The following is a 22,686-nucleotide window of genomic DNA, read 5'->3' on the forward strand; positions in this document are numbered from 1 at the left end:
ACCTTACCCGTTAGGCACTGATATCCAGACCACGGTTTAATAAATCAATCATAGCGTCAACGTCGAGTAAAACACACATATGTTTTTTAATCAGACCCGCCATCCAAGGACGTTTACCTTCAGCTTCACGCCATTTAACATCATCTTGCTCAAGCACGAAAGTATTAACTAGCGTTTCGCAGCACAATCCCCAATTGCTATTACCAAGCATAATAACATATTGATAGTTTAGCTTTTGCTGGAAATCTTCGTCATATTTTTCTGGCATAACCCAGCGCGCGGTATCGACAATATTAATTTTCTGCTCGCGATACAACATAACGCCTTTAAACCAATCTGGTTTACCAATCAGGCTGTTTATTTTCGCAATTTGATGAATACCGCCGAGTTCTTTAAGCGGTACCGCAACTTTAAGGCCGGCAACATCAAAGAACAATGCCTGAAATTTGCCCTGACGATAGTCTTTCTCCACCGGAGAAACTGCCGCAATACTTGGCTTAGGTGTTTCATTGGGCGGCGCTAAAGTAAGGCGCTCAGCAACCGGTACATCCCGTTGTTGTAAGTGTTGTGACTGTTCAGCTGCAGCAAACTTCGCTTTTAATGTCGCAAGCGCATCTGTCTCTGTGGCTACTGCCGTTGGCAATACAACCGGCGGTTTAACATCAACCTTTTTTTCCTCAGCCGCGCTAACAACAGCCTGTGCTAAAAGTGCATTAAGCTGCTGCTTTTTTTGCTCTTCCTGCACCACTGCGTCTGCTTCAGCGTCTTCGGTCAATAACGCCGACAAATAATGCTTCATTACCTTTTGACTGGCAATTAAATTACTCATGCCTTACTCCGGCGCCAATTGCAATAAAAACGTCAATAGCGTGTTGTATGCAAATACGCCTCGTGACGCAGAAGCAAACTCGCTGGGCGGCGTCTGGGCTAAACTGGCATCACGAAATTTGGTGTCTATCGGAATGACAGCAGACCACACTTTATCTTCGTACTTCAATTTTAATTCTTTATAAGCTTCAAGTGATGCTTTAGTTCTTTTGTCATACATAGTAGGAATAATAGTGTAGGCGTAGTCTTTTTCCTCTGAAGTGCGCATTAAGGCCATCGTTGCAATCATTCGTTCCAGACCTTTTAATGCCAAAAACTCCGTTTGCACGGGGATAAGGATCCGGTTACACGCAGCGATAGCATTTACCATTAAAACCCCCATTACCGGAGGACAGTCGATCAACACATAATCATAATCTTGGCGAATTTGATGCAGCGCTTTTTTGAGCATCAGGCCCATTCCGCCTTTAGCACCTAAGGAACGATCCAGTGTTGCCAGCGCCATTGAGGAAGGCAAAATATCTAAATTGTCGACTCCACTTGGGCATAATGACTGCAGAATCTCTTCACTGGTAATATCTTTTCCGCGAATAAAAATATCGTAAACACTGACTTCCAGTTCTTCTGCATCAATACCAAAATAGTAAGTAAGTGACGCGTGCGGATCGGTATCTACCAGCAACACTTTAAAACCACGCTTTGCGAGTAGACCGCCTAAAGTGACGGTAGTCGTGGTTTTACCTACACCACCTTTCTGATTTGCAACTGTCCAAATAACCACTTCATGGTTCCTGTTGTTCTGGAGGCTCGACATCGGGGCTTTCGTCACGTGTCGTGACACGTATACCACCACCTGGCAACGTAATAACTTTAATACTGCCATCTTGCTGTGAAACTTGTTCTAACTGACGCTGCAAGGTATCTGCTTCAACGGCTCTTGCTGCCGTTTCATCTGTCTCTTCAGTACTGCTGGCTTGATAACCATAACGCGAAATCGCAATCACAACTTTTCTATTTGCAGCACGCCCTTGCACGCTATCATTTGGATTAAATGGATAATACTGTCCATACCCTTCTATTGCCAAACGTTCTGATGCAGTGCCAGAACGCTCAAGCACTCTTAATACAGATGTGGCCCTTGCTACAGATAACTCCCAGTTTGATGCAAACAACTCATTATTAATGGGTTGATCATCAGTATAGCCGCGAACGCGAATAAAATTCTCAATTGGATTGATAACTGTCGCAATTTCATTAAGCACAGTCTGTGCAGATTGTGTCGTGGTCGCACTGCCACTGGCGAATAATAGCGCACTGCTAAGCTCAATGATTAACCAGTTTTCATCTTGTTGGAGTTTCGCAACGCCTTGTTCCAGCAATGAAGCTAAAGCTTGGGTAAGCTGCTCCTCAACCGAGTGCAGTGGGCTACCTAACTTGCGTTTAGCAACATCAGACAACTGGTGAATATCAGCCGGCACTACCGACGCACCATAAAGCGCTATTTCTTTTTGCACGACGGGTTCAGGCAGCAATGATTGCGCGGGTTGACTTGAACTTGAGGGCTGAGGTTTCTCAAACATTTGAGTGAGGCTGTTTGCCAGCACATCGTACTCTTCTTCTTTTACAATCGACATAGCATACAACACCACAAACAGAGCAAACATCAGTGTCATATAATCGGCATATGACACTAACCAGCGGTCTAACTGCTCTTGTTCTACATACTTATGCTTTTGTTTGTGCCGGTACATAAACGTTACCCTGGATGGTAAGCGGCCAGCTTACGCTCGATATTGCGTGGATTTTCACCATGCGCAATAGAAACCAGACCTTCGATAATTAACTCGTGATACAAAGTACGTTGATGCACCAAACTTTTTAATTTGTTGCCAATAGGAATAAATAAAAGGTTGGCAAAACCAACACCATAAATAGTCGCAACAAACGCGGTTGCGATACCAAGCCCTAGCAGTTGTGGCTCGGAAATATTTGTCATCGCTTGAATTAATCCTAACACGGCGCCGACAATACCAATGGTTGGGCTGTAGCCCCCCATAGCGTCAAAAATGCGTGCACCGCGCAGGTAGCGTTCACGTTCGAGTGTTAATTCCGCATCTAGCGTATCTTGCAATGTTTTAGGCTCAACGCCGTCAACTAACAAGTTAAGACCCCGATGCAAAAAAGTATCTTGCTCGGACAGTGCATCATTCTCCAACGCTAAAAAGCCGCTGCCTCGTGCTGCAGTTCCCCAATGCACGATACGTTCAGCAGTATGCTCTAATGGCAACAAATTTGGCTTTACAACCCAAGGCAACATCTTTATGCCTAACACAAACTGATTCACTGGTGTCTGTAACATAACGGCGCCAATGGTACCGCCAAACACAATTAAGAACGCAGGGAAATGCAGCAAGGTTGTTAAGTTACCACCTTCAATAACAAAGCCACCAGCAACGGCCAAAACAGCTAATAGAAAACCACCTATTGCCAACTTATCCATGCATAATTTCCGCAATTAGCCGCGATGCGACATCATTTAAGCTAACTTCTTGATCCATTAAGCCTGCCGCTGCTATCGCCTGAGGCATACCATAAACAACACAACTGGCTTCATCCTGAGCCCAAATGCGCGCTCCAAGTTGCTTGAGCAAACGTGCGCCTTCCCGGCCATCTGCGCCCATGCCGGTTAATACAATGGCTAATACTTTGTCACTAAACACCTTTGCTGCTGTAGCAAAAGTAATATCGACACTGGGTTTAAACGTAATGCGAGGTGAATCATCTTCTTTTATCCGCAATCGGGCATCTCGCTCGTTGCCATCAATAAGCATTTGTTTACCACCCGGCGCTAAATATGCGACTCCGGGACGCAATACCTCATTGTCTGTTGCTTCGCGCACTTCAATTTTAGACAATGAGTTTAAACGCTGCGCAAAGGCGCCAGTAAAGGCTGCAGGCATATGCTGGATCAACACGATAGGCAATGGAAAATCAGCCGGTAGTGCCGTAATAATTCGCTGCAATGCTACTGGCCCACCGGTAGAGGTTCCTATTGCAACTAACTTATATTGTTTACCGCTGGCTTGTATTCTCGTAGGTGGAATTGTAACCCGGTCACTAAGCTTGGGGCGCTCAAAGCTGTTACGTGTCAGTGAAGGCCGTTCACTTAAACGCGGAGAAGCTGGTGTATCAGAGCGTGTTGGTATTGAACTACTAAAGGTGGCTCGGCCAAGCTGCCGCTTACGTGCAACCGCTTTTACCCTGTCTCTGAGCAACTGGCCGGCTTCGTCTTTATCACGGGCAATATCTTCAAACTTTTTCGGCAGAAAATCTACCGCTCCAGCTTCCAGTGCTTCAAACGTTGCTTTAGCACCTTCGTGGGTTAATGATGAAAACATCAAAATAGGAATACGCTGCTGTTGCATTATTTCGCGTACAGCAGAGATGCCATCAAGCACTGGCATCTCAACATCCATGGTAATTACGTCAGGCTTAAGTGCCCTGGCTTTATCCACAGCTTCTCGGCCATTTACGGCAGTATCGATGATCTCAATATCGCCATCTTTTGCCAGAATTTCGGTTAGGCGACGGCGAAAAAAACTTGAATCGTCTACCACTAATACCTTAATGGCCATACGTTACTCTCTTTAGGCTTTCATCTTATTAAAGCGATCAAACTTAATCTTTGATTTCTTCGCATAGTGTTTCAGCAGGTTTGGTACATCAAGGATCAACGCAATACCACCATCTGAGGTGATGGTTGCCCCCGCCATACCCGGTGTACCTTGCAGAAGCGCATCTAATGGTTTTATTACCACTTCTTCCTGACCAATTAAGGAGTCAACCACGAAACCGACTTGCTGTGTACCAATTTGTACAATAACTACATGCCCCTGCTCGCGCCGACGCTTTTTATCTGATCCTTTGACCAACCAGTGCTCGAGGAAGAACAAGGGTATGGCTTTGTTGCGCACAACAATAGTTAACTGCCCGTCAACCACATTTGTTTTATTTAAATCCAAATGGAATATTTCGCTCACCCCGGCTAACGGCAAAGCAAATGTCTGCTTGCCAACTACGACCATTAGAGTAGGTAGTATGGCCAATGTCAGCGGAACTTTAATTTCTAGTAAGGTACCCTCACCCATTTTTGAGTGAATATGCACAGTACCATTAAGTTGATTAATCTTGGTTTTCACCACATCCATGCCCACACCACGGCCAGAGATGTCAGAGATTTGCTCTTTAGTAGAGAATCCCGGTGCAAAAATCAGATTAAACGCCTCGGTATCAGACATACGAGCAGCTGCATCAACATCAAGAATGCCTCGTTTTATCGCGATACCTTTTAGCTTCTCCGGATCCATACCGGCACCATCATCGTGGATGGTTAACAGGATATGATCACCCGCTTGGGCGGCAGCCAACTTAACAGTGCCCGTTCGTTTTTTACCAGCATTTTGACGCACTTGCGGCATTTCAATACCGTGGTCAACTGAGTTGCGCACTAAATGCACTAACGGATCAGCCAGTGCTTCTACCAAATTTTTATCCAGGTCGGTTTCTTCACCTTCCAGCACTAACTCTATATCTTTTTGCAACGAGCGCGCTAAATCCCGCACAACCCTGGGAAAACGTCCAAACACTTTCTTAATGGGTTGCATGCGGGTTTTCATTACAGCGCCTTGAATATCCGCAGTTACTACATCCAAGTTAGAAATGGCTTTACTCATTTCTTCGCTTTGTACTGTGCCTGACAAACTTACTAGCCGATTACGCACTAGTACAAGTTCACCCACCATATTCATAATTTGATCTAAACGTTTAGTATCAACTCTGACGGTTGTTTCCGCTTGAGCTGCCTGCTGTGCTGCCGCAGCTTTATCTGCTACTGGCGCAGCAGGTGCGGCGGTTGTCGGTTTAGTAACAATAGGTTCCGCTTTTGCTGCAACCACTGGCGCTGGTGCTGGCTCTGCAGGAGTTGATTTTGCGGCTGCGACAGGCGCCTGACCTTTACCGTGTAATTGATCTAGTAAGGCTTCAAACTCGGCGTCATCAATCTCATCTGACGACTTAGCTTTAGCTGTCTCCGTTGCTGGTTTTGGTTTAGCTGGTTCAGGCTCTGGCGCAGAGTCAGGTATAAAAGCCCCCTTGCCATGCAACTGATCAAGGATGGCTTCAAATTCATCATCGGTAATATCATCGCCAGCTACCGGAGTAGCCTTACTAGCTTCGGATACTGAAGCTGGCGCAGCAGTAGTAGGCGAACCTTTTTTACCGTGAAGTTCGTCCATCATCCGATCGAACTCTTCTTCTGTCATGTCCTCGACATTATCGCTTTGAGCTGCAACTACGGGAGCCGAAACAGGTTCTGGAACTGGTTGTGGTTGCTGCACTGGCGCTGATACCACAGGAGCTGGATTACTAGCAGACTCAGGCTCACTGTAATGATGCAAAGCGTCAAGTATGGCTTGAGATGCCGGGGTCAGAGGTTGACGATTTTGTACTTCAACAAACATGGCGTTAATGCTATCTAATGACTGCAAAATAACATCCATCAATTCTGGTGTAACGCGGCGCTTACCTGTGCGCAAAATATCAAATACGTTTTCAGCACCGTGGCAGGCATCAACTAATTCGGTTAATGACAGAAAACCAGCACCGCCTTTAACCGTATGGAAACCACGGAAAATAGCATTCAATAAATTGGCATCATCTGGATTGTTTTCCAGCTCAACCAACTGCTCTTGCAACAACTCCAGGATTTCACCGGCTTCAACCAGAAAGTCCTGCAGTATATCCTCATCCATATCAAAACTCATGCAAAGACCCCTCTGTTAAAAACCTAAGCTGGACAATAAATCATCAACGTCGTCCTGACCGCTAACCACATCTTCACGCTCTGCAGCGTCAATAATAGGGCCTTCTGCTTCATGCGCTTTAGGTTTATTTCTGGCTGGTTTGGCTTCTGCTTGCATCATAATACTTGACTGGCCAAAAGCGGTTAATAAGCCAATCAGGCTCTCTTCCACTTCTCGCACTAATTCAATAACACGCCGCAATATTTGGCCGGTTAAATCCTGATAATCCTGCGCCATTAACACATCAGTTAACAGTCCATTAAGAGTGGTTGAATCACCGCTAGCTTGCTGGAAAAAACTATCTAACGTCGCGCATAGCATCTTAAAATCGCCAAGCTGCATTTGACGATGCATCAATTTTTGCCACTGAGGCTTAATTTTATCGAGTTGCTGAGTCAATTGATCAGCAATAGGCAGGCAAGACTCAACCGCATCCATCGTCCTGTTTGCTGCTTGCTCTGTCATATCAATAACATGATTTAAACGCTTTTTAGCGTCGGGAATATCTTCTTCAAGCAAATTGTTTAGTGAAGGATCGATTTGAAAGTTTTTTAGAGAGTCATGTAATTGACGTGTTAGCTTGCCAACTTCGGCAAAAAGCTCTGATGAACCAGGTACAGCAAGTTGCTGCACCAGCTCATTAGCCGCGTCATTTTCACCCATCTCAAGGAGCTGTACCAGCTCCCTAGCTTGATCTAATGAAATTAAAGGCGCCGTAATTGCGGACATGGCAACGCTCCTTTGTCAGTAACGGTTAGCCGATCCGCTCAAATACTTTAGCTAGCTTCTCCTGCAACGTGGCGGCAGTAAAAGGTTTAACAATATAGCCATTCACACCAGCTTGCGCTGCTGCAATAATTTGTTCCTTTTTAGCTTCTGCGGTTACCATCAATACCGGTATATGCTTCAGCTTAGCATCGGCCCGAATTGCACGAAGCAAATCAATCCCTTGCATACCTGGCATGTTCCAGTCTGTAACCACAAAATCAAACTCACTGTTTTGCAGCATTGGCAACGCTGTACTGCCATCGTCTGCTTCAGATACATTGGTAAAGCCAAGGTCACGTAACAGATTTTTTATTATGCGTCTCATGGTTGAAAAATCATCTACCACAAGAATTTTCATGTTCTTATCCAAAATCCCCTCCGACGAGATATTACTGTTATCTCAGAATAGGTTACAACCAATCCTGCATTCTGGCTTTTAATCTGACCAATGCCTGACTATGGATTTGACTGATCCGGGACTCACTGACATTAAGTACAGCCCCGATCTCCTTCAAGTTTAGTTCGTCATTATAATACAGCGACAGCACTAATGCTTCTCGTTCTGGTAAACTACTGATTGTTTTTGCTAAATCTTGATGAAAAGCCTCACTAGCCTGGCTTTCATACAAATTATCGCTGTCTGTATCACCAGACGTTACCAGTACATCTTCCGACACCCCAAGGTCTTCAATACCGATAATTCGACCGCTACTGATATCACTTAACATATGATGGTACTCATCAAGAGATATATCAAGTTTTTCAGCAACTTCACTGTCTTTTATATCTCTGCCATGTATAGATTCAAGTTGCGCAATTGTTTCTGCTATTAGCCTTGCATTACGATGGACTGAGCGCGGGGTCCAATCACCTCTTCGCATTTCATCTAACATGGCACCACGAATTCGTATTCCGGCGAAGGTTTCAAAACTGGCACCTTTACTACCATCAAAATTTTTCGCCGCTTCAATCAAGCCAATCATACCCGACTGAATAAGATCATCTACCAATACGCTAGCGGGCAAACGTGCCATCAGGTGATATGCAATTCGCTTTACCAAAGGGGCATGACGTTCGACCATCTGCTGCATATGGTCAACACCGCCATAGGCCGCTATTTTGCTATTCACACTAAACCCCGGTCAGTTTGTGGCTGAACCAATTGCTCCAAAAAAAACTCCAGATGACCTGACGCTGATGCTGGTAACGGCCACTTTGCCGTTTTAAGTGCTAAGCTCTTTACGGCCATGCTCGCCGGCGATCTTGGAAACGCATCAACAAACGCTTTTTGTTTGCGCGCAGCTTTACGTACATTTTCATCGTAAGGTATCGTAGCAACTAATTCTAAATTCACATCCAAAAAGCGATCAGTTACCCGGGTTAATTTTGCGAATAATTCTTGCCCTTCTTTAAGGCTACGTACCATATTGGCAACAATTTTAAATTTTTCGACACCATGATCACGACTTAATATTTTCATTAGCGCGTAAGCATCAGTAATTGAGGAGGGTTCATCACATACCACTACCATCACATCTTGTGACGCTCTGGAAAAACTCAATACCATGTCGGAAATACCCGCAGCGGTATCAACCAGCAATATATCAACTGGTGTTTTTAATTCACTAAACGCTCGTATCAGTCCGGCATGTTCTGCTGGTGCGAGTTCAGTCATGTTTTGAGAGCCAGAGGTGGCGGGAATAATTTTGATACCGAAAGGACCATCAATAATAACGTCATCCAGCTCTGCTTCGCCTGAAAGCACGTGTGACAAATTCTTATCAACTCTCAACCCTAGCATCACATCACAGTTAGCCAAGCCAAGGTCTGCGTCCAGCACCAGCACTCTCTTGCCAAGTTGGGCTAGAGCCATGGCAAGATTCAGGGTAACGTTAGTTTTACCTACCCCACCTTTGCCGCCGGTAACTGATATTACTTTTACCATCTGCTTACTCATTCTTCTCAGGCCATTGGCTTGATCGTCAGTATTTTCATGACTATGCATAGGTTCCATCCGCTCGGTGCATCTCGTCGTTGTACCACTGATGAGCCGTGCTACTTTGTGCAATTCGTAAATTTTCTGCTTGTTGTACCAATTTTTTTGCCTCTGCAACGGCGATATCTTCTGGTACACGCTGGCCGTTAGTTAAATAACTGACCGGTAATGCATTGGCGATAGCAACATTGATAACTTCACCTAAGCTTAAGCATTCATCAAGTTTGGTAAAAATACAACCTGACAATGGAATACGTTTAAAATGTGCAACGGATTCCTGCATTACCCTTGCCTGTGCTGTGGCAGACAATACCAGATAACTTTTTATTTTGACACGACTATTATGCACTAGACTGGCAAGTTTTTCCGCTAAGCGCACATCACGCTGACTCATTCCAGCGGTATCTATCAATATTAGTTTACGTTGTTGTAACTGATTGATTAACAAAGCCAGTTCATCACTGTCTTTTGCTTGTTTAACCGGACAACCGATTATTCTGCCAAAAGTTGCCAATTGTTCAAAAGCACCAATACGGTAACTGTCTGTCGTAATAAGCGCGACCTGATCTGCACCGTGGCGTTTGGCAAACTCCGCCGCTAACTTTGCCACAGTAGTAGTTTTTCCTACTCCGGTTGGGCCAACAAGCGCCACAACACCGCCACGACGTAAAATATCATCATTGGTTGTACTTAACTGCCCAGCTAATAATTCTAATGCCGTATCCCAGGCATCAGCGCTATTTGAGTCTTCTGGCATAAAACAGGCAAGCTGATCGGCAACCTGCTCCGACAAACCTAACTGCTGCAAGTTTTCAATAATCAGTGCTCTTACCGGTTCACGGCGAGCTAAGTCCTGCCACATCAAACCTGATACCTGATGCTGCAACAATTGGCGCATTGATAACATTTCGTTGCGCATTGCATCCATTTGTTGCTGAACAAGTTTAGCTTGATGTTCTTGCTGCTTCGTCAACTCGGTCAGGTTTACCTGGCTAATACCGCCACCTACGCCAGAATTTTGACGTTCAAATTGCGGCGCTTTTGCTGTATTAACCGTATTGGTTTTAGCTACTGGTTTTGCCGATGGTGTTTGCTGCGCACTGACCTGTTGCTTAATCATCTGCCGGGCTAACAAGGCTTTTAAAGAGTCTGCCGGAGCATCTGTTTCTGCCTCGTCATCATCAGCTACCGTGGCAGTAAAACGCGGTTCTGCACGCTTAACCTGCACCGGCGCTGGGGTCGCAGCGGCTGTGCCTGCTGGCTCATGGTCTATTGCAGCGACAATTTCGACGCCTTCGGCAACTTTTTTGTTCGACAGAATAATAGCGTCCGGACCAAGAAATTCCTTTACCTCAGTTAAAGCGGTACGCATATCTTTTGCCACAAAGCGTTTAATTTTCATGAGCTAACTCCTAACTTGCCTGGCCAATGACGCTGACAATTCGAATTTGTTTATCATCGGGTATCTCCTGATACGACAATACCCGTAGTCCTGGAATGGTATACTTCACGAATCGTGCCATGACTGTGCGTAAAATTCCTGACGTTAATAAAACAGCGCTATCGCCGTTTAATTCCTGGCTCTGATGTGCGTCTTGTAACGATTGCTGGATACGATCGGCCAGCCCCGGCTCAATGCCTGCGCCGTCATTGCCAGCAGCCTGCATAGATTGATGCAGCATTTGCTCTAGTTCAGGTGCAAAGGTAATAACCGGAATTTCTTTACGGCTACCGCCAACCTCTTGCACGATAAGACGACGTAAAGCTATACGACAGGCGGCAGTCAGCACGTCAACATCCTGACTTTTGGCGCCATATTCAACCAACGTCTGCACAATGGTACGCATATCGCGAATCGGCACACCCTCGTTAAGTAAATTCTGTAGCACTTTAACCACCGTTGTCAGTGCCAATGTATCGGGCACTAAACCTTCAACTAACTTAGGAGAATGTTTTGCCAACATATCAAGCAGGTTTTGTACTTCTTCATGCCCTAATAAACTGGCCGCGTGGTTGGTTAAGATCTGGCTTAAATGTGTTGCCACTACTGTGGCGGCATCAACTACGGTATAGCCCAACGTTTGGGCATGTTCACGCTGATCTTTGCTTATCCAGACCGCATCCAGACCAAAGGCTGGATCTTTGGTGGCAATCCCTTTAACGGTTCCAAATACCTGACCAGGGTTTATCGCCAGCTCATTGTCGTGGCGTAGCTCGCCTTCACCGCTGGTAACGCCCATCAACGTCATACGATAAGTGTTGGGTTCTAAATCGAGGTTATCCCGAATGTGTACAGCAGGTACCAGAAACCCAAGCTCCTGTGATAGCTTTTTACGCACACCTTTGATCCGGCTTAACAGCTCTCCACCTTGTGTTTTATCTACCAGGGGGATCAAGCGATACCCTACCTCTAATCCTATCGTGTCGACACCTTGTACGTCGTCCCAACCAATTTCTTTAACCACGTTATTTTCAACCGGCGCCACGTCAGACTTATTACGATTAACCACTTCAGCTTTAGTTTCTTTGCTGCGTTTATACATTAAATACGCCGTTCCCCCGACAATGGCGGCAAGCGACAAAAAAGCAAAATGGGGCATACCTGGTACCACGCCCATCAGGGTTAATACACCTGAGGCAACAGCCAACACCTGAACATTGCCAAGCTGTGCAGTCATTTGCTGGCCCATGTTCTCTGACTTATTCTGTCGTGTAACGATAATTGCGGTGCCAATAGATAACAACAACGAAGGAATTTGTGCCACCAAGCCGTCACCAATGGTTAATAGCGTATATATTTCCATCGCATCACCAAAGGAAAGGTCGTGCTGCATCATGCCAATGAATAAGCCGCCTACCAGGTTGATGACCAAGATAACAATACCGGCAATAGCATCACCCTTAACAAATTTACTGGCACCGTCCATCGAACCGTAAAAGTCGGCTTCGCTGGTAACTTCTTCACGGCGAACCCGTGCTTCTTCTTGGGTGATAAGCCCGGAGTTTAGATCTGCGTCAATGGCCATTTGTTTACCTGGCATAGCATCCAGAGTAAAACGTGCCGACACTTCAGCAATACGGCCCGCACCTTTTGTAACCACCACAAAGTTAATGATAATCAGAATTAAAAACACCACGATACCGACAGCGTAATTACCGCCAATAACCACAGAGCCGAAGGCTTCAATCACTTTACCTGCGGCATCACCACCTTCATGGCCTTCCAGCAACACCACGCGGGTACTGGCAACGTTTAGCGCAAGGCGCATTATGGTCGCGACCAGCAAGATGGCAGGAAAGGCCCCAAAATCCAGCGGGCGCATCGTGTAGATGGTTACCAGCAACACCACTAACGCTAACGCAATATTGAACGAAAACAGCACATCCAACAGCAATGGAGGCAATGGCAGTATCACCATCGCCAATGCAGCAAGAATAAATAGAGGTGTACCAAGGCCTTGAGCAAAGGCAAATTTCGACCGGTCGAAATTGGTAAAGAAGCTGGCTAACTGCATGACAACCCTGACAGTAAATTGGCACTATTCTCGATTAAAGCAAGAAATGTTCCAATACTATTTAGCGCAGCCTTAGTGGCGGTATCCTTCTGGAATTGGCAGTTCTTTTGCTAAGGTTTTTGGCCGGCTGCCCTTGCCTTTTTTGTACATTTTTAATTGATAAACATAAGCCAATACCTGCGCCACTGCTGAAAACAATTGTTCCGGAATAGGATGGTCGAGTTTAGTGGTGTAATAAATAGACCGGGCAAGTGCCGGAGATTCAATGACAGGCACTTTATGTTCATTAGCAATTTTACGAATATGCATCGCCACCTCATCTACACCTTTGGCTACCACCACAGGTGCGCGAAACTTACCTTGGTCGTATTTTAATGCGATGGCGTAGTGTGTCGGGTTGGTTACAATAACATCGGCTTTCGGCACTTCCTGCATCATCCGCTTCATCGACATTTGCATTTGCGTGCGACGAATACGGGCTTTAATTTGCGGATCACCCTCACTGTTTTTGTATTCGTCTTTAATTTCCTGCAGCGACATTTTAAGCTGCTTAACATGATTCCACTTTTGGTAAGGTGCATCGACCACGGCAATCACCGATACACTGGCACACAAGCCCAGAAACAACCAAGCCAGAAAATACAATGCTGACTCAATGTTGTTCGGCTCACTCATCAATGACAATGCCATAATGTCGAAGAAGAACATTTTCAGCAATAAATAGGCAATCCCCACGACAACCAACACTTTAAGAATGCTTTTAAGCAGCTCGACCAATGCCTGCAGGCCAAACATGCGCTTAAAACCGTTAAGAGGGTTCATTTTGCTGGCTTTAGGCCCGGCTGCCTCCCAGCTAAAATTAAACCCGCCCAATAAAGTGTTACCAACAAAAGCAGCAACAAGAATAATCAAAAACATGCCTGCCAAGGGCGGTACAACATGCATGCCGACATCGCCCCATGCGGTAAACATCGAATTAGTCTCAAAGATATCTTTAGGGTTTAGTCGCAGCATACGCTGACCAATATCTAAAATAGCCATCGCCAGCATTTTACCAAACACCAATATCGCCACGGCACTGCCAATCAACACAAAAGCCGTTCCCATATCTTTAGAGCGGGCTATTTGGCCTTTTTTCGCGGCGTCTTCCAGCTTTTTGGCTGTGGGCTGTTCGGTCTTTTCTGCGCTATCATCTGCCATTAGCGTGCCTTTTAGTTAACAGCCAATCAGCCGGCAGCTGTAGTCAATGCTATGCTGCCACTGTTTGTCGTAGTGAAATAGAAACGTGTCCAACGTTAGCCATAAAATAATTAAGCCTGCAAGCATCGTTATAGGAAAACCAATGGAAAAAATATTCAACTGTGGCGCGGCACGCGTCATAATACCAAAAGATAAGTTCACCACTAACATAGACACTATCGGTGCCAACGCTATCGCAAGTGACGTTGCAAACATCCAGCCGCCAAATTCAACGACGGTCCAGTAACTTGTCACTTCCCACCATTGGCCATTAATTGGCAGAGTATCAAAGCTAAATACCAGCATCTGGATCATGATCAGATGACCATCAAATAACCAAAACAATAACGTCGCCAAAATAAGATAAAACTGGCCGATGGCTGGCACGCTGACACCGCTGGCGGGGTCGACCATGGAGGCAAAACCAAGACCGGTTTGAGTCGCTAGTAATTGTCCAGCTAACACAAAGGTGTTGATAAACAACAAAGAGATAAACCCCAACGCAAAACCAATCAACAGCTGCAATAACACCTCTAAAAACATCTGTCCAGACATTAGATTCGGGTTAGCCACAGGGGGTAAAGTTGGCATAATAATCAAGGTAATCATAACAACTAAGCCGGTTTTTATCCGCATAGGGATATTACGCACACCTAAGCCCGCCATGATCAAAAACATGCCTGTTACCCGGCATAGTGGTAACAAGTAATCCGCGATAGTTTGCATTAAAATGCTAAGCGGAAAGTCCATCGAAACTTACCCGACTATCGTAGGAATACTAAGAAACAACTCGTGGGTGTATTCCATAATCACCTGAGTAAACCAATGGCCACCGAACATCAACGCGAGCAATGTAACGATAAGCCGGGGTAAGAAACTTAATGTTTGCTCGTTAATTGACGTCGCCGCCTGAAACACCGCAACAATAAGGCCTACGAACAAGGATGGCAGAATAATGGCACTGACCAGCAAAATAACCAAAAACAGTGCATCACGTAGTACATCGACAAAAATTTCCGGGCTCATGTACCTACTCCATAGCTGGTTGCCAAGGTACCCATCACCAATATCCAGCCGTCAACTAAAACAAACATCATTAATTTAAATGGCAACGAGATAATCATGGGGGACAACATCATCATACCCATCGCCATCAGCACGCTGGCGACAACTAAGTCGATAATCAAAAACGGAATAAATAACATAAAGCCAATTTGAAACGCAGTTTTCAGCTCACTTGTAATAAACGCCGGAATAACGACGGTAATGGGATAATCCTGCGGCTGCTCTGCTACGTCTAACCCCGCAATTTGGGCAAAGGTATCCAAATCTTTGGTGCGGGTTTGATGCAACATAAACGCTTTCATCGGCACAATGGCAGCATCCAATGCTTGTACCGGCGAAATTTCTTCGCTGAGATACGGTTGAATTGCGGTGTCGTTAATGGTTTTAAACACCGGCGCCATTATAAAAAAGGTTAAAAACAGTGTGATACCGATCAATACCTGATTAGACGGTGATTGCTGAAGACCAATAGCTTGCCGCAAGATGGCTAACACCACAATAATGCGGGTAAAGCTGGTCATCATAATAACAATGGAGGGAATAAAGCTGAGTGCTGTCATTAATGCCAGCACTTGCAATGTTACGCTATATTGCTGAGAACCATCAGCACCGGTCGTTACCGTTACCGCAGATAAGGTGCCATTATCAGCCAGAACATCGGGGCTTAACAGCAGGGCAAGCACCACAAACAACAGTCGCAACATAATTCACACTATTTTTTCAGCAAAGATTGTAACTGTGTATGAAAGTCTGATGCCAACTTTTCTTCAGGTAACGAATTTTCTAGTTCAAATAGCAAATTTATGCTGTGTGCCGTGACACCCAAAACACGCTGTTTTCCTTGCATTTCAATAACTAACAAGCGTTCTTTTGGGCCTAGTGGCATAGTAGAAATAATTTTAATATGCCGACTACCTGGCATACGTAGTGTCAATTTTTTGAACGTCCACCCCAGTGCCAGTACTACAGCGACGACAATAGCCAACGATAACGCCATTTTTCCAAGACCAAGACCCGCCGTTGGCCGAGATGTTTTGCTCTCGCTGTTAACCGGCGATTTTATCATGGGGTTTTCAGCAGGGATAACAGCTCCTGCCGGCGGTATTTCAGCCGGCACAGGCTCAGCTTTCTGCGCTGTATCGGCCATTTTTTCGCTATTGTCAGTGTCGGTAACGGCCTGTTGCGCAAGCAGCGAGCCTGGTAACAACAGCGAGCACAGTAAAACAAACATAAATATGCGCATTAGCGTAATTTCTTTATCCGTTCAATCTGGCTAATAACGTCCGTCAGGCGAATACCAAATTTATCATTCACCACAACCACTTCACCATGAGCGATTAGTGTGCCGTTAACCAACACGTCTAAAGGTTCACCCGCAACGCGCTCCAGCTCAACCACGGATCCCTGGTTTAATTGCAGTAGATTACGAATACTAATTTTTGCCCGGCCCACTTCCATTGAAATGGTAACAGGTATATCTAAAATGGTGTCGAGCTTACGTTTTTCATCTACAGTAATATCGGCTTTTTCATCCCGCAACTCTTCCAACTCTACCGGTTCAGCACCGTCACCACCGCCCTCAGCTTCTGCCATCGCAGCTGCCCATTCGTCCATGGTGTCTTTATCATCAGCCATTCTCGTTACCTTCTATCACGATCTGATAAATTCAGATCGGCCTCTAATTCAGAAATATCGGCATCGCTGTCGAGCCGACGTCCGCCCTTGGTGAACACATGCATTTCAGATTTAACCGACTCTGGCCGCTTGATCTTTTCGGTGATCTTAAGTGCCACATTCTCACGTGAACGGCCAAGTTTCGCCCTGTAGGTGGGTAAATCTTCAATTAACACGGTTATATGTTCAGGTATTTCAATAGGTATAATGTCGCCCGCTTTAAGCTCCATGATTTCACGCAGCGTTAAATCGACATCCATCATTTTGGTTGTCAAATCTACCTTTACATCCATTATTTCATCACGCAGCGCCTTACTCCAGCGCAGGTCCGTATCTTCTTTATCGCTTTGTACACCAGCATCTAATAGCTCACGAATTGGCTCAAGCATGGAATAAGGTAACGCGACATGGAAGTCACCCCCTCCGCCATCAAGTTCAATATGAAAAGAGCTAATGACCACAACTTCTGTCGGACTAACAATGTTTGCCATCGCCGGGTTAACTTCTGAGTCGAGGTATTCAAACGACACATCCATTACCGGTGCCCAAGCTTCTTTGTAATCTTCAAAAATCAATTTGAGCAACATCTGGATGATGCGCCGCTCAGTTGGCGTAAATTCCCGGCCTTCAATTTTTGCGTGATAGCGGCCATCACCGCCAAAAAAGTTATCCACCAAAATAAAGACTAACCGCGCTTCCATCGTAATAAGGCCAGTGCCTTTAAGCGGCCTGAACCGCACCATATTCAAACTGGTGGGTACAAATAAGGTGTGAACATATTCGCCAAACTTAATCATCTGTACGCCGTTAATAGATACTTCAGCGGTACGTCGCATCATGTTAAACAAACTAATTCGCATATGACGGGCAAAACGTTCGTTCACCATTTCCAGCGTAGGCATACGGCCACGCACAATACGATCCTGCGATGAGAAATCGTATTCCATGGTAGAACGGCTCCGGCCTTCGCCGGATTCGTCTATTTCTTCTTCTTCAACGTCATCGACACCATGTAGTAGCGCATCAATTTCATCTTGTGACAGTAAATCGGTCACGGCTGCTCACTCTTATTGCATGACAAAACCGGTGAAAAGGACTTCATCGACCACCACCGAACCTACCACTTCAATCATTGCTTGTTGCAAATCGCTTAACGCTTTGTTTTTCAAAGCATCGCGGCCTGCTACCGTTACCATTTCATCTGCATTTCCTGCACTGAAGGTTTCCAGTAAACTGCCTTCAATCAGCGGAATATGACGCAGCGCGATGATCTCATTATTACTACCACGCACTAATAGCTGCACTTTAATTTGCACCATCCTATCGCGTGAAGCGCCAGGTACGTTAAAAACGAAAGGCCTGGGTAACGGCACATACAAGGCCGAACCTTTAGCTTCAGTACCGTTGGCTACTGCACCAGCTCCAGCGTTACTGCCTGCATCTGTATTCCCTGTGGAATCATCACCACCGGACATCATCAAAAAGCCAACTACACCTAGTACAAGTAGCAACACCACGCCACCGATGATAAATAGCAATTTCTTTTTACTGCCACCTTCTGCGATGACTAAATCTTTCTCTGCGGCCATAATTGGTTTATCCGTTAATTATTCTGGCTTTATTATGCTCATCTGTAAGGCGTAATGTAAATCATCGCCGGTTAAATTCACTGTGCAACCTATCTTATGCGTAATAATCCACCAAACGCTCGTTGATACTGGTGGTAATCTGCACAGTCTCTGATGGCCCATTAATATCTGACGCGTCTGAACCGGCTTGCTGTGACCTGCTATTGCCATCTTGGCTATCACGCTGTGCCATTTGTCTATCTTGTTGCTGAGATTGCTGCTGCACATTACCTTCGGTTAAGGCAATGCCTTGCTGTTGCAGCATTTCGCGTAAACGTGGTAGCTGTTGCTCTAACAATTCTTTTGCTTGTGGTTGTTGCACAACAAACTGTACTGAGGCCTGATCTTGTTGCATATCTATCTTAATTTGCATCTGGCCAAGCCCGGCCGGATCAAGACGTATTTCTGCTACCTGAATATTTTGCCGCACCATCAGACTAACCCGCTCACGCAACTGACCGGCTGCATCAGTTTGTTGCAAGTTCAAACTTTGCTTTAATTGCTCAGCAGGCGATTTTGCTGCTGATTTTTGTATGGCAGATTGCTGTCGCAACTCCGCCGCCTGCAAACTGCTACCAAAGAGCACATCCTGGCGGGGTGTTACCGGCTCTGATGTCAGTTTAGCGGCGCTATGTTGATGCTGCTCGGCTGCGGTTTGCAATTGTTCAAATATTTGTGCCGTGTTGCCATGCTGCCCTTGTTGCTGCTGCGAATTTTGTTGCTGCGCCGATTGTTCAGACGCTTTATTGCCAGCCGATAAATTAACATTGGCTTCAGCGCTAAGCGCAGCACCTGCTCTGTTGCCTGGTTTAGCTTCAGTACCAGCCTGACCCGCTACATCGACTTTAGCTATTTGCGCTGCTATCGTCGGTGCATTTGTTTCAACCGACTGGCTAGCAACTAATTCTGCGCTATTTAGCATTTGAGCGCGTGCGCCGGGCGTATCCTGCTCGATAAGCGACGGTTTTTTGACATCATCTATCGCTGCCTCTGCTAACGGCAAATCGTTCTCGCTGCCAATTTGCTCGGTGGTCAGTTGCAGTGCAGACAATGCCGCGTCTTGCTCACCCGATGCAGCAGTTGGCCGCTGCTCTACTTTTATTGGCGAGACCGACTCAGAATTGCCGTTTTTACTAATAAGCGGCTGAGCGTATCGCGAACTAACGGTTGACGCTGTTGTTTGATGCTGTGCTTCGCCGCTCTGTTGCGCAGCCTTGCTTTGCTGCACAGCATCGCTTTCTGAAGTGGCTGTTGTGCCTGACTCAGATAGAATAGTCTGTTGCGATATTGCTGTTAAATCTGCAGCAGAAACTGGTTTCTTATGCTCTGCACCCTTCTCAGCGTTAAGTGTCTCTACTTTGCCTTTTAGCGATGCCAACGTCTGTTTTAGTTCATTGCGGTCAACCAATGATTTATCGGTGTCGTGATTCTTTGTGTTGTTATCTGCAGTATCACTGGGCAATTCCGTTAAATTATCCTTTACCGCGCCGGCATTTGCTTGCGCTTTAGCAGCTGATAATGCCTGTTGACGTTCTACTTCATTATCTGCGGCGTCATTAACTGCATTACTTTGGTTTGCCTTAGCATTGGCAGCACTATCTATTGCTGCCATATTGACACTTTCATCACTGGTTAACTTAGCCGTTTTATCGCCAGCAATCTGTTGCTGTGCGCTATTGCTCAGTATTTTATCAGTTTGAGTCGCAGTAGTAGCTTGGGTTTTGTTCTGCGCATCTTGCGCTGCGGTGGAGGCTTGCTTTAACACGGCTTCATCGGCTAGCTCATTCGAATTATCGCTAGCCTCTGCAAGATGTTCCACAACATCAGCTTCGCTGTTGTTCAACAAGGTATCATCTTCAGCGCTTACATCAGGCTTTGCTGCTGCATTAGCAGCTGCTAGTGTTCTGTCTTTTAGCGCAATTTGCCCAAGTATGCTTGCAGTGAGTGCGCCAGCGCCTTCGCTGTTAATATCATCGGTAAGAGGTACATCGCCCAGTATCGCCTGACTTATCTCAGATAACACACTGATACCGGCAGGGAGCTGCCGTAGCGCCGAATTAGCCGGGCTGTTTTTTGCCGGTTGCGCCGCATCGCTCAAGATGTCGCCGAACATGATGCCAGGCTTGTCACTGTCAGCGCCAGACCAAGCATTATCAGACTTCAGGGCCAGATCAGTCCCCGTCATCAATATTGATATTTGTAAGCCTTGCGTCATACCACTCTCCCGTTAACCAGCGTTACTGTTATTTCCAAGCTGGTGTCACTGCGCGCGTTACGTTATTAGTAATATTCCATTCAATTTTCAGGCCACTTTTAATCTTGTTCGGCCGTAAATAGGCGCCGCATAAACTGTTGGCTGGCAAATTCGTCAGCATTGCGTTGCTCTTGTTGTAATTGCTTCTGTAGTTCAGCCATATTACTGCGTTCAACCAACAGCTCGAGCGCTTTGCGCTTTTTCTGCATGGCAAGCCAACTTTGCTTGCGCTGCTCTGCGGCGGCTTTTGCTTGCGCTACCGCACGTCCTTGTTGTAACAACGCCTGATCCAACTTACCAATAAAACTAACAAACTGGGTATATTGCCGGCTTTGCAAACCTGCACTACCCTGTTGCTGACTTTGATGAATATATTCAGTACGATAATTAGCAAGGCCTTGATACTTTTGTTCAGACTGCTGAAAAAACTGTTGAGCGGCAACAAATTGTGCCTGCAGTTTTTCTTCCCGTTCCTGCTGAATTTTAATTAACATACTAAAACGTGGGTTAATCATAAGCCGTTACTCCGAGCTGCCGGTAACAACTGGCTAAGCAACAATAAGCTGTCATCGTACGCCACCACATCGTGCATACCCTGCTGTAAAAAACGGTTGATGTTTGGCATCATACTGATGGCTTTATCCAGTTGTGGATCACTGCCACGCACGTAAGCCCCAATCGCAATAAGATCTTTGCTTTGCTGAAAGCTGGAATATAACTGTTTAATACTTCGCGCCATTTGCTGATGCTCGGCACTGGTCACGGCTGGCATAACACGGCTGATAGATTTTTCAATGTCGACAGCAGGAAAGTGTCCGGCGTCTGCAAGCGCTCGTGACAACACGATATGGCCATCTAGTATGGCGCGTGATGCATCCGCAATAGGATCCTGCAAGTCATCACCTTCAGACAAAACTGTATAAAATGCAGTAATTGACCCCTGACTACCACTACCATTACCCGCGCGTTCCACCAATGCTGGCAATTTGGCAAACACTGATGGCGGATAACCCTTGGTTGCTGGCGGCTCCCCCACGGCCAGAGCAATCTCACGCTGCGCTTGAGCATAACGCGTGATAGAATCTATAAGGAGCAGCACATCCATACCTTGATCACGAAAATATTCTGCCACCTGAACCGCGGTTTCACAGCCTTTTAACCGCATTAGTGGCGAAACATCCGCTGGTGCTGCAATAACAACCGACCGGGCTTTACCCTCTTCGCCCAGAATTTCATCAATAAATTCTTTTACTTCACGACCACGCTCTCCCACTAAGCCGACAACAATAACGTCAGCTGAGGTACCACGCGTCATCATGCCTAACAACACACTTTTACCCACGCCTGAGCCAGCAAACAGCCCCATACGTTGACCTTTACCAACGGTAAGAATACTGTTGATGGCCCGCACGCCAACATCCAAGGGTTGCTTAATAGGCCTGCGATGCAACGGATTTATCGGTTTACCTTTACTACCAGCATAGTGCTGCGCTGCTATAGGCCCTTTACCATCAAGCGGCGCACCAACACCATCAATTACGCGTCCAAGTAAATTCATACTTAATGGTACGCCTTTATAATTGAGTAAAGGCGTAACCTTGGCCCCAGGGACCACACCAGACACATCGTCCTTGGGCATCAAATATATGCGATCGTTAGCAAAGCCAACTACCTCAGCCATAATGTCACCACGCGCGGTTTCTACACTACAAGGCTGTCCAATAGCCGCGCTGCACCCCACCGCTTCTAACGTCAAACCGACAACCCTGACTAAATGGCCCGACACCGCAGGTTTAGCGCGGTGAATATAGCTATGCTGTTGCTGTAGAAATTGGCTAAGTGCATCGCTGCTATACAT

Annotated in this window: 23 protein-coding genes; all 23 read right to left on the reverse strand. The window is 46.0% G+C overall.

Annotation, left to right across the window (positions count from 1 at the left end):
• Positions 1-10 precede the first annotated feature (10 nt).
• On the reverse strand, positions 11-829 hold the full coding sequence (locus ORJ00_RS10325; RefSeq protein WP_306139800.1) for a chemotaxis protein CheW: 819 nt from the start codon (positions 827-829) through the stop codon (positions 11-13).
• A 3-nt stretch (positions 830-832) separates the two neighbouring features.
• Positions 833-1,609 carry a ParA family protein gene (locus ORJ00_RS10330; RefSeq protein ID WP_306139801.1) on the reverse strand — a complete coding sequence of 259 codons (777 nt, stop codon included), beginning with the start codon at positions 1,607-1,609 and terminating at the stop codon, positions 833-835.
• Between the two features lies 1 nt (position 1,610).
• Complete coding sequence (locus ORJ00_RS10335; RefSeq protein ID WP_306139802.1) at positions 1,611-2,579, reverse strand: flagellar motor protein MotB; 969 nt, start codon at positions 2,577-2,579, stop codon at positions 1,611-1,613.
• Between the two features lie 5 nt (positions 2,580-2,584).
• Complete coding sequence (locus ORJ00_RS10340; RefSeq protein ID WP_027672716.1) at positions 2,585-3,328, reverse strand: flagellar motor protein; 744 nt, start codon at positions 3,326-3,328, stop codon at positions 2,585-2,587.
• On the reverse strand, positions 3,321-4,463 hold the full coding sequence (locus ORJ00_RS10345) for a protein-glutamate methylesterase/protein-glutamine glutaminase (RefSeq protein WP_027672715.1): 1,143 nt from the start codon (positions 4,461-4,463) through the stop codon (positions 3,321-3,323). The genes ORJ00_RS10340 and ORJ00_RS10345 overlap by 8 nt, the downstream gene beginning before the upstream one ends.
• A gap of 12 nt (positions 4,464-4,475) precedes the next feature.
• The gene (locus tag ORJ00_RS10350) at positions 4,476-6,650 is read right to left on the reverse strand and encodes a chemotaxis protein CheA (protein WP_306139803.1); all 2,175 of its coding nucleotides are present in this window, start codon (positions 6,648-6,650) and stop codon (positions 4,476-4,478) included.
• Positions 6,651-6,665: 15 nt separating this feature from the next.
• Complete coding sequence (locus tag ORJ00_RS10355; protein WP_027672713.1) at positions 6,666-7,418, reverse strand: protein phosphatase CheZ; 753 nt, start codon at positions 7,416-7,418, stop codon at positions 6,666-6,668.
• 25 nt (positions 7,419-7,443) lie between these two features.
• The gene (gene cheY, locus ORJ00_RS10360) at positions 7,444-7,815 is read right to left on the reverse strand and encodes a chemotaxis response regulator CheY (protein ID WP_205623276.1); all 372 of its coding nucleotides are present in this window, start codon (positions 7,813-7,815) and stop codon (positions 7,444-7,446) included.
• Between the two features lie 52 nt (positions 7,816-7,867).
• The gene (locus ORJ00_RS10365; protein WP_027672711.1) at positions 7,868-8,587 is read right to left on the reverse strand and encodes an RNA polymerase sigma factor FliA; all 720 of its coding nucleotides are present in this window, start codon (positions 8,585-8,587) and stop codon (positions 7,868-7,870) included.
• Positions 8,584-9,462, reverse strand: a complete 879-nt coding sequence (locus ORJ00_RS10370) for a MinD/ParA family protein (protein WP_027672710.1) — start codon at positions 9,460-9,462, stop codon at positions 8,584-8,586. Before ORJ00_RS10370 ends, ORJ00_RS10365 begins: the two co-directional genes overlap by 4 nt.
• Positions 9,455-10,855 carry a flagellar biosynthesis GTPase FlhF gene (gene flhF, locus ORJ00_RS10375; protein WP_306125958.1) on the reverse strand — a complete coding sequence of 467 codons (1,401 nt, stop codon included), beginning with the start codon at positions 10,853-10,855 and terminating at the stop codon, positions 9,455-9,457. The genes ORJ00_RS10370 and flhF overlap by 8 nt, the downstream gene beginning before the upstream one ends.
• A 10-nt stretch (positions 10,856-10,865) precedes the next feature.
• A complete protein-coding gene (gene flhA / locus ORJ00_RS10380; RefSeq protein WP_306125959.1) occupies positions 10,866-12,968 on the reverse strand; it encodes a flagellar biosynthesis protein FlhA in 2,103 nt (700 codons plus the stop codon).
• Positions 12,969-13,040: 72 nt separating this feature from the next.
• On the reverse strand, positions 13,041-14,168 hold the full coding sequence (gene flhB, locus ORJ00_RS10385) for a flagellar biosynthesis protein FlhB (RefSeq protein ID WP_027672707.1): 1,128 nt from the start codon (positions 14,166-14,168) through the stop codon (positions 13,041-13,043).
• A 15-nt stretch (positions 14,169-14,183) separates the two neighbouring features.
• The gene (gene fliR / locus ORJ00_RS10390; protein ID WP_027672706.1) at positions 14,184-14,957 is read right to left on the reverse strand and encodes a flagellar biosynthetic protein FliR; all 774 of its coding nucleotides are present in this window, start codon (positions 14,955-14,957) and stop codon (positions 14,184-14,186) included.
• Positions 14,958-14,963: 6 nt separating this feature from the next.
• Positions 14,964-15,233, reverse strand: a complete 270-nt coding sequence (gene fliQ / locus ORJ00_RS10395; RefSeq protein WP_027672705.1) for a flagellar biosynthesis protein FliQ — start codon at positions 15,231-15,233, stop codon at positions 14,964-14,966.
• Positions 15,230-15,976 (reverse strand): flagellar type III secretion system pore protein FliP, encoded by a 747-nt coding sequence (fliP, locus tag ORJ00_RS10400; protein WP_027672704.1) that lies wholly within the window; start codon positions 15,974-15,976, stop codon positions 15,230-15,232. The genes fliQ and fliP overlap by 4 nt, the downstream gene beginning before the upstream one ends.
• Before the next feature lie 8 nt (positions 15,977-15,984).
• On the reverse strand, positions 15,985-16,515 hold the full coding sequence (fliO, locus tag ORJ00_RS10405) for a flagellar biosynthetic protein FliO (protein ID WP_305973663.1): 531 nt from the start codon (positions 16,513-16,515) through the stop codon (positions 15,985-15,987).
• Positions 16,515-16,907 (reverse strand): flagellar motor switch protein FliN, encoded by a 393-nt coding sequence (fliN, locus tag ORJ00_RS10410; RefSeq protein WP_027672702.1) that lies wholly within the window; start codon positions 16,905-16,907, stop codon positions 16,515-16,517. The genes fliO and fliN overlap by 1 nt, the downstream gene beginning before the upstream one ends.
• 5 nt (positions 16,908-16,912) lie before the next feature.
• A complete protein-coding gene (fliM, locus tag ORJ00_RS10415) occupies positions 16,913-18,001 on the reverse strand; it encodes a flagellar motor switch protein FliM (RefSeq protein WP_305973661.1) in 1,089 nt (362 codons plus the stop codon).
• 12 nt (positions 18,002-18,013) lie between these two features.
• On the reverse strand, positions 18,014-18,535 hold the full coding sequence (fliL, locus tag ORJ00_RS10420) for a flagellar basal body-associated protein FliL (RefSeq protein WP_027672700.1): 522 nt from the start codon (positions 18,533-18,535) through the stop codon (positions 18,014-18,016).
• Between the two features lie 94 nt (positions 18,536-18,629).
• Entirely contained in the window at positions 18,630-20,789 is a 2,160-nt protein-coding gene (locus ORJ00_RS10425) for a flagellar hook-length control protein FliK (protein WP_306139804.1), read from the reverse strand.
• A 98-nt stretch (positions 20,790-20,887) separates the two neighbouring features.
• Positions 20,888-21,343, reverse strand: coding sequence for a flagellar export protein FliJ (gene fliJ, locus ORJ00_RS10430; RefSeq protein ID WP_027672698.1), 456 nt, complete (start codon positions 21,341-21,343; stop codon positions 20,888-20,890).
• Positions 21,340-22,686 carry a flagellar protein export ATPase FliI gene (gene fliI / locus ORJ00_RS10435; protein ID WP_306139805.1) on the reverse strand — a complete coding sequence of 449 codons (1,347 nt, stop codon included), beginning with the start codon at positions 22,684-22,686 and terminating at the stop codon, positions 21,340-21,342. The genes fliJ and fliI overlap by 4 nt, the downstream gene beginning before the upstream one ends.

The organism is Rheinheimera baltica (genome assembly GCF_030731985.1).
Taxonomy (GTDB): Bacteria; Pseudomonadota; Gammaproteobacteria; order Enterobacterales; family Alteromonadaceae; genus Alishewanella; species Alishewanella baltica.